Origin of the sequence: Pseudomonas medicaginis (assembly GCF_965119365.1) — a bacterium.
Lineage (GTDB): Bacteria > Pseudomonadota > Gammaproteobacteria > Pseudomonadales > Pseudomonadaceae > Aquipseudomonas.
Genome location: NZ_OZ221631.1, coordinates 6,508,512 through 6,522,742, shown reverse-complemented (window position 1 = coordinate 6,522,742; position 14,231 = coordinate 6,508,512). Strand labels below are relative to the sequence as shown.

The window sequence follows — 14,231 nt, the reverse complement described above, 5'->3', positions numbered from 1 at the left end:
ATAGCTGTCTAAAGGGCGACACAGGCTGACCTGCATCGCCCAATTGGGCTTAGAAGAACCCCAACGGATTGATGTCGTAGCTCACCAGCAGGTTTTTGGTCTGCTGGTAGTGGTCGAGCATCATCTTGTGCGTCTCACGCCCCACGCCGGACTTCTTGTAGCCACCGAACGCGGCGTGCGCCGGGTACAGGTGGTAGCAGTTGGTCCACACGCGACCGGCCTTGATCGCCCGGCCCATGCGGTAGGCGCGGTTGATGTCGCGGGTCCAGAGGCCGGCGCCGAGGCCGAACTCGGTGTCGTTGGCGATCGCCAGGGCTTCGGCTTCGTCCTTGAAGGTGGTGATGCTCACCACCGGGCCGAAGATTTCTTCCTGGAACACGCGCATCTTGTTGGTGCCCTTGAGCAGGGTCGGCTGGATGTAGTACCCGCTGGCGAGGTTGCCTTCGAGTTTTTCCACTTGGCCGCCGGTCAACAGCTGGGCGCCTTCGCCCTTGGCGATTTCCAGGTACGACAGGATCTTGTCGAACTGCTGCTCGGACGCCTGGGCGCCGACCATGGTGTCGGTGTCCAGCGGGTCGCCACGCTTGATCTGTTCGATCTTCTTCATCACCACTTGCATGAATTCGTCGTAGATCGACTCCTGCACCAGGGCGCGGGACGGGCAGGTGCAGACTTCACCCTGGTTGAAGAACGCCAGCACCAGGCCTTCGGCGGCTTTCTCGATGAAGCTCGGCTCGGCCTGCATGATGTCTTCGAAGAAGATGTTCGGCGACTTGCCCCCCAGCTCCACGGTGGACGGGATGATGTTCTCGGCGGCGCATTTCATGATGTGCGAGCCCACCGGGGTGGAACCGGTGAAGGCGATCTTGGCGATGCGCTTGCTGGTGGCGAGGGCTTCGCCGGCTTCTTTGCCGAAACCTTGCACCACGTTCAGCACGCCGGGCGGCAGCAGGTCGCCGATCAGCTCCATGAGCACGCAGATGCCCAGTGGGGTTTGCTCGGCCGGCTTGAGCACTACGCAGTTACCGGCGGCCAGGGCCGGGGCGAGTTTCCAGGCGGCCATCAGCAGCGGGAAGTTCCACGGGATGATCTGCCCGACCACGCCCAGGGGTTCATGGATGTGGTAGGCCACGGTGTTGCCGTCGATCTCGGCGGCGCTGCCTTCCTGGGCCCGCAGGCAACCGGCGAAGTAGCGGAAGTGGTCGGCGGCCAGGGGAATGTCGGCGTTGAGGGTTTCGCGCACGGCCTTGCCGTTGTCCCAGGACTCGGTGATCGCCAGGGTCTCGAGGTTCGCCTCGATGCGGTCGGCGATTTTCAGCAGGATCAGCGAACGGGCCTGGACCGACGTGGCGCCCCAGGCATCGGCGGCGGCGTGGGCGGCGTCCAGGGCTTTGTCGATGTCTTCGGCCGTGGAGCGCGGGAACTCGGCAATGGGCTGGCCATTGACCGGGGACGTATTGGTGAAGTACTGACCTTTGACAGGCGCGACGAACTCGCCGCCGATGTAGTTACCGTATTTGCTCTTGAACGAAACGATAGCGCCTTCAGTACCGGGGTGAGCGTAACGCATGATGAGTTCTCCTTGGCTTTTGTGCTTATACGGGAGGCCGCGCAAATTGAGCGCCGGTAATTAAGCCTAGAGCAAAGGTTGGGCCATTGCCTTGCAAGGCCCGGAAATCAAGACTTTAGGAGGAGTTCGTCGGACAAGCGGATGCCTTGTGTGGCGATAGCGATACAGGGGGTGTGACACTTTGTGCCATGGGCGAGACGGTCTGTGACTGACAGGTCGCGCCAGCATTGCATTGCCGGTTCAGCTGGAGGATGCTGGTTTTCACCCGATGGGCCTGCTAGACACCATTGTGGCGAGGGGATTTATCCCCGCTGGGGTGCGAAGCGTCCCCAAAGCAGCCAACTCGGTGAGTCTGACGCACGGTGCGTTCAGGTTTCAGGGCTGCTGCGCAGCCCAGCGGGGATAAATTCCCTCGCCACAGGTTAGGTGTTAAGCACAGGTTCGGTGTTCGACAGTTGCTCCAGCAGGAGAATAATAAGAAATGCACAGCAACCATTTGAGTCGCCATGCCCGGCAAGTCCTGACGGTCACCCAGGGCAAGGCCCATTTGCAGGGCCCTGGCAGCGATCCATCGATTGCCCGTTCCTGGCTGCGCTGCCTCGAGGATTATCACCTGGACCCGGCCCAGAACCTGGCGCCGACGGTGCTCGAACACGGTCGGGTGCTGGAGAGCCGCGAGCGCTTGCAGCAGGTGCTGCACATCGCCGGCAATGAAATGACCAGCCTGCACCAGCAACTGTCCGGCGCCGGCCACGCGGTGCTGCTGACCGACGCCCGGGGCGTGATCCTCAATTGCGTCACCGCCCCCAGCGAACGGAAGATTTTCGAACGGGCCGGCCTCTGGCTTGGCGCCGACTGGAGCGAGGCCTGCGAAGGCACCAACGGCATCGGCACCTGCCTGGTGGAACGCCAGGCCCTGACCATCCACCAGGACGAACACTTTCGTGGTCGCCACACCGGCCTGACCTGTTCGGCCAGCCCGGTGTTCGACCCCCAGGGCGAATTGCTGGCGGTACTCGACGTCTCCTCGGCCCGGCCGGACGTGTCGCGCCAGAGCCAGTTCCACACCATGGCCCTGGTCAACCTCTCGGCGAAGATGATCGAGAGCTGTTATTTCCTGCGTTGCTTCGACAACCAATGGCTGTTGCGCTTTCATTTGCAGGCCGAGTCCGTGGGGCTGTTCAGCGAAGGCTTGATGGCGTTCGACGGCGAAGGCCGGATCAGCGCCGTCAACCAGAGCGCCCTCAATCTCTTGGGGCATATCCGCGGCAGCTTGCTGGGCCAGCGGGTGGAAGACTTTTTCGACTGTTCACTGGACGAGTTGCTGGGCCGCGCCAGTGCCCAGGCCAGCGCCAGTTGGCCGCTGCGCACCCGTGACGGCCGGCATTTGTTCGCGGTGCTGCGTGGGCAGCCGCGCAGTGTGCCAGTGCCCGTCGCGCCTCTGCTCAAGGCCATCGAGCCCGCCCGCTTGCCGGGCATCTGCCTGGGGGATGTGGCGCTGCAGGAGCATTTCCGCAAGGCGCTGCGGGTGTTCGAGCGCGACGTGCCGCTGCTGATTCAGGGCGAAACCGGCTCCGGCAAGGAGGCGTTCGCCAAGGCCGTGCACCACGCCAGCCAGCGCAGCGGCAAGCATTTCGTCGCCCTCAACTGCGCGGCCATCCCGGAAAGCCTGATCGAGAGCGAGCTGTTCGGTTATCGCGGCGGCAGCTTCACCGGCGCCCGCAAGGAAGGCATGCGCGGCAAGCTGCAACAGGCTGACGGCGGCACGCTGTTCCTCGATGAAATCGGCGACATGCCCCTGGCTTTGCAGACCCGTTTGCTGCGGGTGCTGGAAGATCGCCAGGTGGTGCCCATCGGCGGCGAGCCCGAGGCGGTGAACGTGCGCATCATCAGTGCCACACACCGGCAGTTGCTCGACCGGGTGCGGGACGGCAGTTTTCGCGAGGATTTGTACTACCGCCTCAACGGCCTGGAAATCCCTTTGCCGGCGTTGCGCGAGCGCAGTGACAAGTCGCAGTTGCTGGATTTCCTGTTGGCGGAAGAGAGCGGGGCCGAGACGGTGTTCATCGACGAGCCGGCGCGCCAGGCGTTGCTGGGGTTCGACTGGCCGGGCAACGTGCGGCAACTGCGCAATGTGCTGCGCACCCTCGCCGCGTTGTGCGATGGCGGCCGGATCGGGGTGGAGGACTTGCCCGCGATGATCCGCCAGCGTCCGGTTGCGGTGATTGAAACGCCGGCAGAACGACCGCTGGAGGATGCCGAGCGCCTGGCGTTGCTCGATGCACTGGAGCGCCAGCGCTGGCACATGACCCACACCGCCGAACAACTGGGGATCAGCCGCAACACCCTCTACCGCAAGCTGCGCAAGCACGCCATCGCCCGATAACGCACTGACTGCTGTTGTGGCGAGGGGATTTATCCCCGCTGGGGCGCGAAGCGGCCCTAAAACAGTGAACTCAATCTGACTGGTACGCCGAGTTGCCTGATTTAGGGGGGGCGCTTCGCAGCCCGACGGGGATAAATCCCCTCGCCACAAAAGCCAGCTTGTACCTTCAATTGTGGGAGCGGGCTTGCTCGCGAAGGCGGCTGCACATTCAACATCACTGCAAGCTGATCCACCGCTATCGCGGGCAAGCCTTGCTCCCACAGGAGCCCATCTGTGCAGCGGGGTTTAAACACAAGGTGCGATTTCCCCCTCCCTAGGCTAACCTGCGGCCATGTTTTACGAGGTCGACTATGCACATTCATATTCTCGGTATTTGCGGCACTTTCATGGGTTCGATGGCGGTGCTGGCCAAAGAGTTGGGCCATCACGTGACCGGTTCCGACGCCAACGTCTACCCGCCGATGAGCACTCAGTTGCAAGCCCAAGGCATCGAGCTGACCCAAGGCTACGACCCGGCACAACTGGACCCGGCGCCGGACCTGGTGGTCATCGGCAACGCCATGTCCCGTGGCAACCCGGCGGTGGAGTACGTGCTCAACAAGGGCTTGCCGTACGTGTCCGGGCCGCAGTGGCTGGCCGATCACGTGTTGCAGGGCCGCTGGGTCCTGGCCGTGGCCGGTACCCACGGCAAGACCACCACCAGCAGCATGCTCGCCTGGGTTCTGGAGCACGCGGGCATGAGCCCGGGTTTCCTGATCGGTGGCGTGCCGCAGAATTTCTCGGTGTCGGCGCGCCTGGGCGGCACACCGTTCTTCGTGATCGAGGCCGACGAATACGACAGCGCGTTTTTCGACAAGCGCTCGAAATTCGTCCACTACCGTCCACGCACGGCGATCCTCAATAACCTCGAATTCGATCATGCCGACATCTTCCCTGATCTGCCGGCCATCGAGCGACAGTTCCACCATTTGGTGCGCACCATCCCCAGTGAAGGCCTGGTGATTCACCCGACCACCGAGCCGGCCTTGCAGCGCGTGATCGAGATGGGTTGCTGGACCCCGGTGCAGACCACTGGCGCGGGCGGTCAATGGCAGGTGAAGTTGCTCAAGGATGACGGTTCGCAGTTCGAAGTCATGTTCGAAGGCGTGTCCCAAGGCGTGGTCGAGTGGGACATGACCGGCCAGCACAACGTCGCCAACGCCCTGGCCACATTGGCGGCGGCCCGCCACGTTGGCGTGGTGCCGTCCATGGGCATCGCTGCCTTGAGCGCCTTCAAGAGCGTGAAGCGGCGGATGGAGAAAGTTGCCGAGGTGAACGGCATCACCATTTATGACGACTTCGCCCACCACCCGACCGCCATTGCCACCACCCTCGACGGTTTGCGCAAGCGCATCGGTGACGCGCCGCTGATGGCGATCATCGAGCCGCGTTCCAATTCCATGAAGCTCGGCGCCCACCGCGACGGTCTGCCGGAAAGCGTGGTCGATGCCGACCAGGTGATCTGGTACGCGCCGGCCAACCTGGGCTGGGACCTCGGCGCCACCGCCGCACTGTGCACGGTGCCATCGATCGTCAGTGATTCGTTGGAAGGCATCATCGAACGCGTGAAGAGCCAGGCCCAGCCCGGCACCCACGTGGTGATCATGAGCAACGGCGGCTTCGGCGGCCTGCACGGCAAACTGGCCGAGGCGCTGAAATGAGCACGGGTCCGGAACGCATCACGCTGGCGATGACCGGTGCCTCCGGCGCCCAGTACGGCTTGCGCCTGCTCGATTGCCTGGTGCGCGAAGATCGCGAGGTGCACTTTCTCATCTCCAAGGCCGCGCAACTGGTGATGGCCACCGAGACCGACGTGACCCTGCCGGCCAAGACCCAGATGATGCAGGCCTTCCTCACCGAATACACCGGTGCGGCGGCTGGGCAGATTCGTGTGTATGGCAAGGAAGACTGGATGTCGCCCGTGGCCTCGGGGTCCGGCGCGCCGGCGGCCATGGTGGTGGTGCCGTGTTCCACCGGAACGCTGTCGGCGATTGCCACCGGGGCCTGCAACAACCTGATCGAACGGGCGGCGGACGTGACCCTCAAGGAGCGCCGTCAGTTGATCCTGGTGCCGCGGGAGGCGCCGTATTCGAGCATTCACCTGGAGCACATGCTCAAACTGTCGAACATGGGCGTGACCATCCTGCCGGCCTCGCCTGGGTTTTATCACCAGCCGCAGACCATTGATGATCTGATCGATTTCGTGGTCGCACGGATCCTCAATCTGCTGAACATCCCCCAGGACATGTTGCCGCGCTGGGGCGAACACCATTTGAGCAGTGATGAATAAGGTCCTGCTGGTGGTGCTGGCGCTGCATCTGGCCGGCTGCGCCACCGTCCGCACCCTGGACGCCGCCAAGCCGGGCGCGCCGGTGGTGTACGCGGGCACGCGCCTGGACCTGTACGCCCTCAACGGTGGCTGCTGCGCCAAGGACCGCTTTGGCGCCGAGGCGCCGAGTTACCCCGGCGTCGACCTGCCGGGCAGCGCGCTGCTCGATACCTTGCTGTTGCCGTTGTCGCTGTTCACCGCGATGGGGGTGGGGTTCCGGGCGACTGGCGGGATGTGACGCCGCTGCACCCTGGGTGATGGGTTGATCTGGGGTGAAGGGTTTATCTGAGGTGAAGGGTTATCTGGGGTGAAAGGTTATCTGGGGTGAAAGGTTATCTGAGGTGAAAGGTTTATCTGAGGTGAAAGGTTTATCTGAGGTGAAAGGTTATCTGGGGTGAAAGGTTATCTGGGGTGAAAGGTTATCTGGGGTGAATGGGTTTTCTGTGGCGAGGGGATTTATCCCCGCTGGGGCGCGAAGCGGCCCTAAAACCTGAGCATGCGGTATACCAGGTAAAAAGGGGCCGCTTCGCAGCCCAACGGGGATAAATCCCCTCGCCACAAAAAGCATCGGCGATCCAGGTTCACTTACCCAGCTTGCGCAACTCATCCGACTCCACCACCCGCACCCCGTCCTGTTCTTCCAGCGCCAGACGCCACATGGCCCGTGCCAGTTGGCAGGCTTCGATGCCGTGGTACTTGCCCGGGATCAGCTTCGACAAGGGCCCGGCCAGTTGCTCGGCCAGGCGCGGTTCAACCCGGTCGCCCAGCAACAGGGAAGGCCGGCAAATGGTCAGTTGCGGCCAGCCCTGGGCCTTGAGGGCCGCTTCCATCTCGCCCTTGACCCGGTTGTAGAAGATCGATGACTTGGCGTCGGCCCCCAGTGCGCTGATCACCACCAGGTGCCGTGCGCCCAACTCTCGGGCACGCTTGGCAAACGCCACCACCAGGTCCAGGTCCACCGCGCGAAAGGCTTGCTCGGAACCGGCCTTCTTGAGGGTGGTGCCGAGGCAGCAGAAGGCGATGTCGACCTGGCCGCTGAGCTGGGGCAGCACCTGGTCCGGCTCCCCTACCGGGTTTTCCAGGCGCGTGTGTTCGGCCAGTGGCCGGCGAGTCGGGGCCAGGACCCGGGAGATGGTCGGCTCGTTGAGCAGCCGGTCCAGTAGGTGTTCTCCGGTCAGGCCGGTAGCACCGGCGAGCAAAACATGCTGAGGCGTCAAGTACATAGTGTTTCCCCCTTGATACGGTTCAGCTTAGTTGCTCTTTGTGCCCTCGTCGTTCAATGCCGCACTTTGCAACGCTTTACGGGCCTGCTGTTTGCGCAGCAGTTGCCAGTGGGAAAGGACCGTCCTGGGCGCCCATATCTGCGGTTCCGAGGCTTCGAAGTTGTCGGCCTGTTCCCGTTCGGCCACAGTGGCCTTGGCCCGTTTGAAGGCCTTCTCCAAGTCGTCGGTCTGGTTCAATGCCTGGGCAAACAGCGCATCGCCGAAGTAGGTGAAGTTGGCTTCCTCGGAGCAGCCGAAGGACACTCGGTCGGCCCGGGAGGCGGTCATGATCAGCGTGCGCTCATCCTTGAGTGCCGGGATGAAACCGCCGGAATAACAGGCCGAGATCACCACGATCTTGTCGCGGTGTTTCAGCGGCGCCAGGACCACGGCCAGTTCATCGGCGGGCAGGTCGGCCAGTTCCATGCGCGGCTGGTCGAGCACCAGCTCATGCTCGCTGGTGCCGTGGCTGGTCAGGTAGATGAAAATCAGGTCTTCCGGGCCACTGCGCTCGGCCAGGGTGGCGGCGGCGCGGCGCAGGCTTTCGCGGCTGGCCATGGGCCGGTCGCTGAGGTGGTCACGATGGTTCACCAGGCGGATCTGGCCGAACGCGCCGAAACGGCTGGCGAGCATGTTGGCGACGTAGTCGGATTCGCGCAGGAACACGCTTTGCTTGCCGTCGCCGCCCAGGGTCAGGCTGTACAGTTCCACCGCTGGGGTCGAGGCCGGAATGTTGGCCAGGGCATCCTCCAGCAGACGGCCCTGGGCCAGCACGCCGAGTTCGAGCACATCCGGCAGCAGCCTGCCGTCCCCGTCGCGCACCCGTTGCCCGTTGGCCCAGGTGCCGCTTTGTACGGTGCCATCGGTCAGCACCAGGGTGCCGCGCCCGTGGTAGCTGTCGTGTTCGAACTGGCCGATGTAGAAACTGCCGTCGGGCAGGTTCAGGCGGCCCTCGCCGGTAAAGCGCCAATCGTTGAAGCGACCGAGGTAGTGGCTGCCGTCGGCGCCAATCAGCTCGCCCTTGCCGGTCAGCGCGCCGTCCTTGAACTGGCCGATCCAGACATCGCCGTCGGCATTTTCGTAGCGGCCGCGCCCATTGAGCTGGTTGTTCTTGAAACCGCCGATGTAGACATCGCCCTCGGCGCTGTTGAAGGTGCCCTTGCCCTGCAGTTGCCCGTCGACAAAATGCCCGGTGAACTGGTTGCCGCTGGCGTCGAAGCGCTGGCCTTCACCGTTGGGCTTGCCGTTGACGAACGGGCCCTGGTACTGGCTGCCGTCGTCGAGTTCCAGGCGTCCGAGGCCGGAATAGCGGTCGGCCTTGAACTCGCCCCGGTAGGTCATGCCGTTTTCCTTGAGCGTCCCTTCACCGTCCCTGCGCCCCAGCTTGAAGCCGCCGGTGTAGCTGCTGGTGGGGGTGGTCAGGCTGCCCTGGCCGTCGAACAGACCCTGATGGAACTGGCCACGATAGACCTCGCCATTGCTGCCATGCCATTCCCCGGTGCCGTGCCATTGGCCCTTGTCGAACTGCCCGGCATACCAGCTGCCATTGGGGTAGTCGATGCGCCCCTGGCCTTGCAGCAGCCCGTCCACCAGATCGCCCCGATAGCGGCCGCCGTCGGGCAGGCGCGCGTCGGGAGGCAGCGGCGATTCGCCGTCGCCACAGGCGGTGAGCAACAGGGTCAGAGTCAGGGGGACGAATAGGCGCATAACGAAATCCAGGTCATCAGGCCCCGAGTATGCCGCAGCTATGCGCGCCAGATACAGTGAAGCGATGCGAAACTGCCTGAGCGGTTTCGCCACCGCACAGGTTTACACGAAGCAGAGCGACAGCGGCTCGGCGATGTAGGCCGGTTTTTCCGAGCCTTCGATTTCCAGGGTGGCGGTGGCCTTGAGCAGCCATTGGCCGGGTTTTTTCTCGGTGGCGTCCACCAGGTCGACCTTGAGCCGGACCTTGGAATCGACCTTCACCGGTTGGATGAAACGCACGCTGTCCAGGCCGTAGTTGACGACCATCTTCACGCCTTCGGGCAGGATCAGGATGTCTTCCATCAGCTTGGGCATCAGCGACAACGACAGGAAACCGTGGGCGATGGTGCTGCCGAACGGGGTCTGCGCGGCCTTGACCGGATCGACGTGGATGAACTGAAAGTCGCCAGTGGCTTCGGCGAACAGGTTGATGCGGTCCTGGTCGATGGTGAGCCATTCGGAACGTCCAAGTTCCTTGCCGACATAATCTTTGAGCGCTGCAACGGGGACGTAGGGCATTGAGACTCTCCTTGGGTTCATCGGTTTTGCTTTTTCTGGAACGGGGATTGGTGTCCCCGGAGAACCACTGTAGATCAACATGGCGCGCCGGGAAGGTCATCGACCATGCTTTTTACGAATGCCGAACCATAGCGCGGGCATGCTTATAATGCCGGCGCGTTCATTGGATCTGTTGCAGGGGGAGAGAGCGGATGTTGCTACGGGGCCTGACCTGGCTGGTGGTGTTTCAATTGCTGGGCACTGCGATCAATCATTTGTTCTTGCCGGTGCTGCCGGGGCCGATCATTGGCCTGCTGTTGCTGCTGGGCTATCTGGTGGTGCGCGGCGAAGTCAGCGAACCCTTGAACCTGGCCGCCGGCAGCCTGCTGCGTTACTTGCCCTTGCTGCTGGTGCCGCCAGCGGTGGGGGTGATGGTCTACGCCGGGGCGATTGCCGCTGACTTCTGGGCCATCGTTGGCGCGCTGACCTTGTCCCTGGTGCTGTCCGTGGCACTGACGGGCGTGCTGATGCAGCGCCTGGCTCGCCGTCACGTCGCCGCCCCGGAGGACAGCCAATGATGCTCGACTGGCAGGGCGCCTGGACGTCGGTGATCCACCATCCGCTGTTCGGCATCGGCATTACCTTGGGCGCCTATCAGCTGGTGTTGGCGGCGTTCGAAAAGACCCGCTGGGTGTTCCTGCAACCGGTGCTGATGTCGATGGTGCTGTTGATCGGCGTGCTGGTCGGCTGCGGCATCGGTTATGCCGAATACCGCAAGAGCACCGAGATCCTCAGCATTCTGCTGGGCCCGGCCACGGTTGCCCTGGCGGTGCCGCTGTATTTGAACCTGCGACGGATCCGGCAGTTGTTCTGGCCGATTTTTACTACGCTGGTGATAGCCGGGGTATTTGCCACGGGCTCTGCGGTTTTGCTGGGCTGGGCTTTTGGCGCCGAGCACATGATCCTGATGACCATGGCACCCAAGTCCGTGACCTCGCCGATCGCCATGCTGGTGGCCGAGCAGATCGGCGGCGTGGCAGCCATGGCGGCGGTGTTCGTGTTGATCACCGGGGTGCTGGGGGCGATCCTTGGCCCGAGTATTCTGACCCGGTTGGGTGTCCATAGCCCTGAGGCCCGGGGCATGGCCCTGGGGCTGGCGGCCCATGCGGTGGGTACGTCGGTGGCGTTGCAGGAAAGCGAGGAGTCGGGTGCCTTCGCGGCGCTGGCGATGAGTCTGATGGGTGTGGCCACGGCGGTGTTGCTGCCGTTGGTGGTGTCGATGACGGTTTAAGGAATTGGTTATGAGCTTGCCGCTTTTCCCGTTGAACACCGTGCTGTTCCCCGGTTGCATCCTCGACTTGCAGATTTTCGAGGCGCGCTACCTCGACATGATTGGCCGCTGCATGAAAAAGGGCGAAGGCTTTGGCGTGGTGTGCATCCTCGATGGCGAGGAGGTCGGCATCGCGCCTGAAGGCTATGCGCGGGTCGGTTGTGAGGCGCGTATCACCGATTTCTCCCAGCAGGACAATGGTCTGCTGGGGATCCGCGTGCAGGGCGGCCGACGCTTTATCGTCCATGGCAGCCGTGTCCAGGCGGATCAACTGACGGTCGCTGAAGTCGAGTGGCTGGAGGAGGAGCCGGAGCAACCGCTACAAGAGGAAGACGCCGACCTGGTGGCGCTGCTCAAGGCCCTGGCCGAGCACCCGATGGTCGAAGCGCTGAACATGGGCACCGAAGCGACCGGCCAGCAATCGCTGGCCAATCAACTGGCTTACCTGCTGCCGTTCAATGAGCTGGACAAGATCGACCTGCTGCAACTCGACGACCCGCAGCAGCGCCTGGATGCGATCCAAGCCTTGCTGGATGAGTTGCAAGGCGAACTCTTCGCCTGACCCAACGCATATTCACCGAACAGCACTGCCCCCCCTGTGGGAGCGAGCTTGCTCGCGATAGCGGTGGGTCAGCTTGCATCAATGTTGAATGTTCAGCGGTCATCGCGAGCAAGCTCGCTCCCACAAGGATTGCGTTCCAGCTCATTCCACTGTGGGAGCGAGCTTGCTCGCGATTGCCTAATAGGCATACCGCAACATCGCATGGGGCAAGTGCCGCAGCGCGAAGAAGCTGAACACCGCCACCATCGCCGGCAGGACCAGCCACCAGATTTTCGGTGGCATGGCCTGCAGTGGGGCCTGGCGTTGGCTCAGCCACAGGACGGCGGCGCAGACGCAGGCGGCGAGCATGGCGCCTGCGACGATGTCGCTCGGCCAATGGGCTCCCAGGTAGACCCGCGACAGAGCGATGGCCAGTGCCGGCAAGCAGCCCAGCAACAGCCAGGTCAGGCGCATGCGCGGCGGTTGTCCGCGCCCGGCCAGGATGGCGAGGCTCAGGAACAGCGCGAATGCGCCGGAGGCATGACCGCTGGGCATGCTGTAGCTGGTCAGTGGGTCGGTGAGGATCTCCGGGCGCACGCGGGCGAAGAAATGCTTGCTGCCGGTATTGGCCAGGGCGGTAAGCAGCATGGTGCCGCCGGCAAAGATTGCCTGGCGCCATTGGCGCGCCAGCAGCAACAAGCCGGTCAGCAGGGCGCTGAAAATCAGCATGTTGCGGAATTCGCCGATCAGCGTGAAGGTCACGGCGATTTCGTCCAGCGTTGGGCTGCGGTGTTCCTGGACCAGCGTCATCAGCCCCTGGTCGAAGGCCGTGAGGTAGCGAAAGCCGATGAACAGGCCGATCAGGATCACCAGCCCCAGGCCGGCTATCAGCGCCGTGGCGTGCCGGTGGCGGCGCATGCTGCTGTTGACGCTCAGCCCGATCATCACCGCGATGCTGCCGACCACCACCCCGGCCTGTGGCCAGAAACCTTCGGGCAATGGCAGGCGGAACGCCGCCCCGGTGGCCCAGCCGGGCAACAGGTACGCCACGGTCCAGCCCGCCGCGGCCAGCACGCTGACGGCGGCGAAGCGTGGGAATGGCATGTCGCACATCCCGGCCACCATCGGCAGCATCGGCCTTAGCGGGCCGATGAAGCGCCCGACCAGAAGGCTGGCGATGCCGTAGCGCTGGAAGTAGCTTTCGGCCGCGCTCATCCATTCCGGGTGGTGCCGCAGCCCCGGCAGGCGCCGGATGTTCTGGTGGAAATGACGGCCGAGGAAGTAGGACACCAGGTCTCCCAGCAAGCCCCCGAGCAGGCCCAGCAACAAGGTTTCGCCCAGGGACAGCGCGCCGCTGCCGGCCAGCACCGCGATCGCGAACAACAACACCGTGCCCGGCACGATCAACCCGGCAATCGCCAGGCATTCCACGCAGGCGACGATGAACACCGCCACCGCCAGCCATTGCGGGTTGACGGTCAACCAGCCGGTGATGCTATCGAGCCATTGGCCCATAAGTACAACTCCATTGAACAGTTATCGGCATGCTCTGAACCCCTGTGGGGTTCAGTTGTGAACACAAAAAACTGTGGCCACTGAAAATCAACTGTGGGAGCGAGCTTGCTCGCGATTGCGATGTGTCAGTCAACATCAATTCTGCTGACCCGGCGCCATCGCGAGCAAGCTCGCTCCCACAGGGTTGTGCGGTGTGTTCATGAAAGCAAAAAATAATCACGCCCTTCGACCTGCCCCCGTCGCAGCGGGTTCCGGGTGCACCACGGCGCATAGGCCGCATCGACAAAGCGGTAGGGCAAGTGCTCGTCCCGTCCCAGGGGAATGCCCAGGCGGGTGGTCTGGATGACATTGACCGTCGGCACGCCGACATCTTCCACCAGCAGACGCTCGGGGTCGAAGCGCTTGGCGTCCCATTCTGGCACTTTCAGTCCGAGGGCCTTGCATAACAGGGTCTGGCCGGCACAGAGTTTTTGCGCTGTGCGCGGCCGGCCTTGGGCGTCGGGGTTGTTCAACAGCATTTGCGCCAGGCTCGCCGGCCCGCAAAGGGCATCGACCCACGGGTAGGCCGATTTGATCAGCACCGCGTTGCCGGGGCCCTGGGCGCTGAAGTTCAGCGAATCGCCGCCCCGGGCGTAGTACATATAGATGTGCCCGCCATCCAGAAACAAAGCCTTGCGTTTTTCCGTGTAGCCCAGCGAGGCGTGGCTGCCTTTTTCGGCGAAGTAATACGCCTCGGTCTCGATGATCCGCGCACTGAGCCACAGGTCGCCGACCTTGTGGCGAATGACCTTGCCCAGCAGGTCCTTGGCAAGGACCTGGGCGTCGCGATCAAAAAAGGCAGGGGGCAGGGCGTTGGGCGATGGCAGATCGGTCATGGCGATAAACGAGTGAGGCCAAAGGAAGCGCGATGATAGCAATGGAAAGCTTAATCACCGCTGAACACTCGCTTCAACCTGCTGTTTACGCCTGTTTTACTTCTCCGCCGGTCACCCCTGCGAGTCCATGCTGTTAGTCG

General features: G+C 63.3%; 13 protein-coding genes. 7 read left to right on the top strand and 6 right to left on the bottom strand.

Going from position 1 to position 14,231, the window contains the following annotated elements:
• Window positions 1-49: 49 nt before the first annotated feature.
• Window positions 50-1,570: an acetaldehyde dehydrogenase ExaC gene (gene exaC, locus ACMTA2_RS28820; RefSeq protein WP_413792793.1), complete on the bottom strand. Its 1,521-nt coding sequence runs from the start codon at window positions 1,568-1,570 to the stop codon at window positions 50-52.
• Between the two features lie 481 nt (window positions 1,571-2,051).
• On the opposite strand from exaC, the gene ACMTA2_RS28815 reads away from it, so the two are divergent.
• The 4 genes from ACMTA2_RS28815 to ACMTA2_RS28800 all read left to right on the top strand — a co-directional run bounded on the left by ACMTA2_RS28815 (window position 2,052) and on the right by ACMTA2_RS28800 (window position 6,562).
• Complete coding sequence (locus ACMTA2_RS28815; RefSeq protein WP_413792792.1) at window positions 2,052-3,956, top strand: sigma-54-dependent Fis family transcriptional regulator; 1,905 nt, start codon at window positions 2,052-2,054, stop codon at window positions 3,954-3,956.
• Window positions 3,957-4,306: 350 nt separating this feature from the next.
• Window positions 4,307-5,656, top strand: a complete 1,350-nt coding sequence (mpl, locus tag ACMTA2_RS28810; protein WP_413792791.1) for a UDP-N-acetylmuramate:L-alanyl-gamma-D-glutamyl-meso-diaminopimelate ligase — start codon at window positions 4,307-4,309, stop codon at window positions 5,654-5,656.
• Window positions 5,653-6,285: a flavin prenyltransferase UbiX gene (gene ubiX, locus ACMTA2_RS28805; RefSeq protein ID WP_413792790.1), complete on the top strand. Its 633-nt coding sequence runs from the start codon at window positions 5,653-5,655 to the stop codon at window positions 6,283-6,285. The genes mpl and ubiX overlap by 4 nt, the downstream gene beginning before the upstream one ends.
• On the top strand, window positions 6,278-6,562 hold the full coding sequence (locus ACMTA2_RS28800; protein ID WP_413792789.1) for a YceK/YidQ family lipoprotein: 285 nt from the start codon (window positions 6,278-6,280) through the stop codon (window positions 6,560-6,562). Before ubiX ends, ACMTA2_RS28800 begins: the two co-directional genes overlap by 8 nt.
• A gap of 343 nt (window positions 6,563-6,905) precedes the next feature.
• Here the strand turns inward: ACMTA2_RS28800 and ACMTA2_RS28795 are convergent, their stop codons facing one another.
• The 3 genes from ACMTA2_RS28795 to ACMTA2_RS28785 all read right to left on the bottom strand — a co-directional run bounded on the left by ACMTA2_RS28795 (window position 6,906) and on the right by ACMTA2_RS28785 (window position 9,851).
• A complete protein-coding gene (locus ACMTA2_RS28795) occupies window positions 6,906-7,547 on the bottom strand; it encodes an oxidoreductase (protein WP_413792788.1) in 642 nt (213 codons plus the stop codon).
• A 27-nt stretch (window positions 7,548-7,574) separates the two neighbouring features.
• A complete protein-coding gene (locus ACMTA2_RS28790) occupies window positions 7,575-9,293 on the bottom strand; it encodes a C13 family peptidase (RefSeq protein ID WP_413792787.1) in 1,719 nt (572 codons plus the stop codon).
• A gap of 102 nt (window positions 9,294-9,395) precedes the next feature.
• Window positions 9,396-9,851: a MaoC family dehydratase gene (locus ACMTA2_RS28785; protein WP_053125683.1), complete on the bottom strand. Its 456-nt coding sequence runs from the start codon at window positions 9,849-9,851 to the stop codon at window positions 9,396-9,398.
• Between the two features lie 191 nt (window positions 9,852-10,042).
• On the opposite strand from ACMTA2_RS28785, the gene ACMTA2_RS28780 reads away from it, so the two are divergent.
• The 3 genes from ACMTA2_RS28780 to ACMTA2_RS28770 are packed head-to-tail and all read left to right on the top strand — an operon-like array spanning window position 10,043 to window position 11,722.
• Entirely contained in the window at window positions 10,043-10,408 is a 366-nt protein-coding gene (locus ACMTA2_RS28780; protein WP_413792786.1) for a CidA/LrgA family protein, read from the top strand.
• Complete coding sequence (locus tag ACMTA2_RS28775) at window positions 10,405-11,121, top strand: LrgB family protein (RefSeq protein WP_092444060.1); 717 nt, start codon at window positions 10,405-10,407, stop codon at window positions 11,119-11,121. The genes ACMTA2_RS28780 and ACMTA2_RS28775 overlap by 4 nt, the downstream gene beginning before the upstream one ends.
• Window positions 11,122-11,131: 10 nt before the next feature.
• Window positions 11,132-11,722, top strand: a complete 591-nt coding sequence (locus ACMTA2_RS28770) for an LON peptidase substrate-binding domain-containing protein (protein WP_413792785.1) — start codon at window positions 11,132-11,134, stop codon at window positions 11,720-11,722.
• A gap of 177 nt (window positions 11,723-11,899) precedes the next feature.
• On the opposite strand, the gene ACMTA2_RS28765 is transcribed toward ACMTA2_RS28770, so the two are convergent.
• The gene (locus tag ACMTA2_RS28765; protein WP_413792784.1) at window positions 11,900-13,216 is read right to left on the bottom strand and encodes a bifunctional DedA family/phosphatase PAP2 family protein; all 1,317 of its coding nucleotides are present in this window, start codon (window positions 13,214-13,216) and stop codon (window positions 11,900-11,902) included.
• A gap of 197 nt (window positions 13,217-13,413) precedes the next feature.
• Window positions 13,414-14,091, bottom strand: coding sequence for a DNA-3-methyladenine glycosylase (locus tag ACMTA2_RS28760; RefSeq protein WP_413792783.1), 678 nt, complete (start codon window positions 14,089-14,091; stop codon window positions 13,414-13,416).
• Between the last annotated feature and the right edge of the window lie 140 nt (window positions 14,092-14,231).

What these genes read in the sequence shown, in the direction of transcription:
- mpl (WP_413792791.1), top strand. Translation starts at nt 4,307, where the DNA reads ATGCACATTCATATTCTCGGTATTTGCGGCACTTTCATGGGTTCGATG.
- ACMTA2_RS28775 (WP_092444060.1), top strand. Translation starts at nt 10,405, where the DNA reads ATGATGCTCGACTGGCAGGGCGCCTGGACGTCGGTGATCCACCATCCG.
- ACMTA2_RS28770 (WP_413792785.1), top strand. Translation starts at nt 11,132, where the DNA reads ATGAGCTTGCCGCTTTTCCCGTTGAACACCGTGCTGTTCCCCGGTTGC.
- ACMTA2_RS28790 (WP_413792787.1), bottom strand. Translation starts at nt 9,293, where the DNA reads ATGCGCCTATTCGTCCCCCTGACTCTGACCCTGTTGCTCACCGCCTGT.
- ubiX (WP_413792790.1), top strand. Translation starts at nt 5,653, where the DNA reads ATGAGCACGGGTCCGGAACGCATCACGCTGGCGATGACCGGTGCCTCC.
- ACMTA2_RS28765 (WP_413792784.1), bottom strand. Translation starts at nt 13,216, where the DNA reads ATGGGCCAATGGCTCGATAGCATCACCGGCTGGTTGACCGTCAACCCG.
- ACMTA2_RS28780 (WP_413792786.1), top strand. Translation starts at nt 10,043, where the DNA reads ATGTTGCTACGGGGCCTGACCTGGCTGGTGGTGTTTCAATTGCTGGGC.
- ACMTA2_RS28795 (WP_413792788.1), bottom strand. Translation starts at nt 7,547, where the DNA reads ATGTACTTGACGCCTCAGCATGTTTTGCTCGCCGGTGCTACCGGCCTG.
- ACMTA2_RS28800 (WP_413792789.1), top strand. Translation starts at nt 6,278, where the DNA reads ATGAATAAGGTCCTGCTGGTGGTGCTGGCGCTGCATCTGGCCGGCTGC.
- ACMTA2_RS28760 (WP_413792783.1), bottom strand. Translation starts at nt 14,091, where the DNA reads ATGACCGATCTGCCATCGCCCAACGCCCTGCCCCCTGCCTTTTTTGAT.
- ACMTA2_RS28785 (WP_053125683.1), bottom strand. Translation starts at nt 9,851, where the DNA reads ATGCCCTACGTCCCCGTTGCAGCGCTCAAAGATTATGTCGGCAAGGAA.
- ACMTA2_RS28815 (WP_413792792.1), top strand. Translation starts at nt 2,052, where the DNA reads ATGCACAGCAACCATTTGAGTCGCCATGCCCGGCAAGTCCTGACGGTC.
- exaC (WP_413792793.1), bottom strand. Translation starts at nt 1,570, where the DNA reads ATGCGTTACGCTCACCCCGGTACTGAAGGCGCTATCGTTTCGTTCAAG.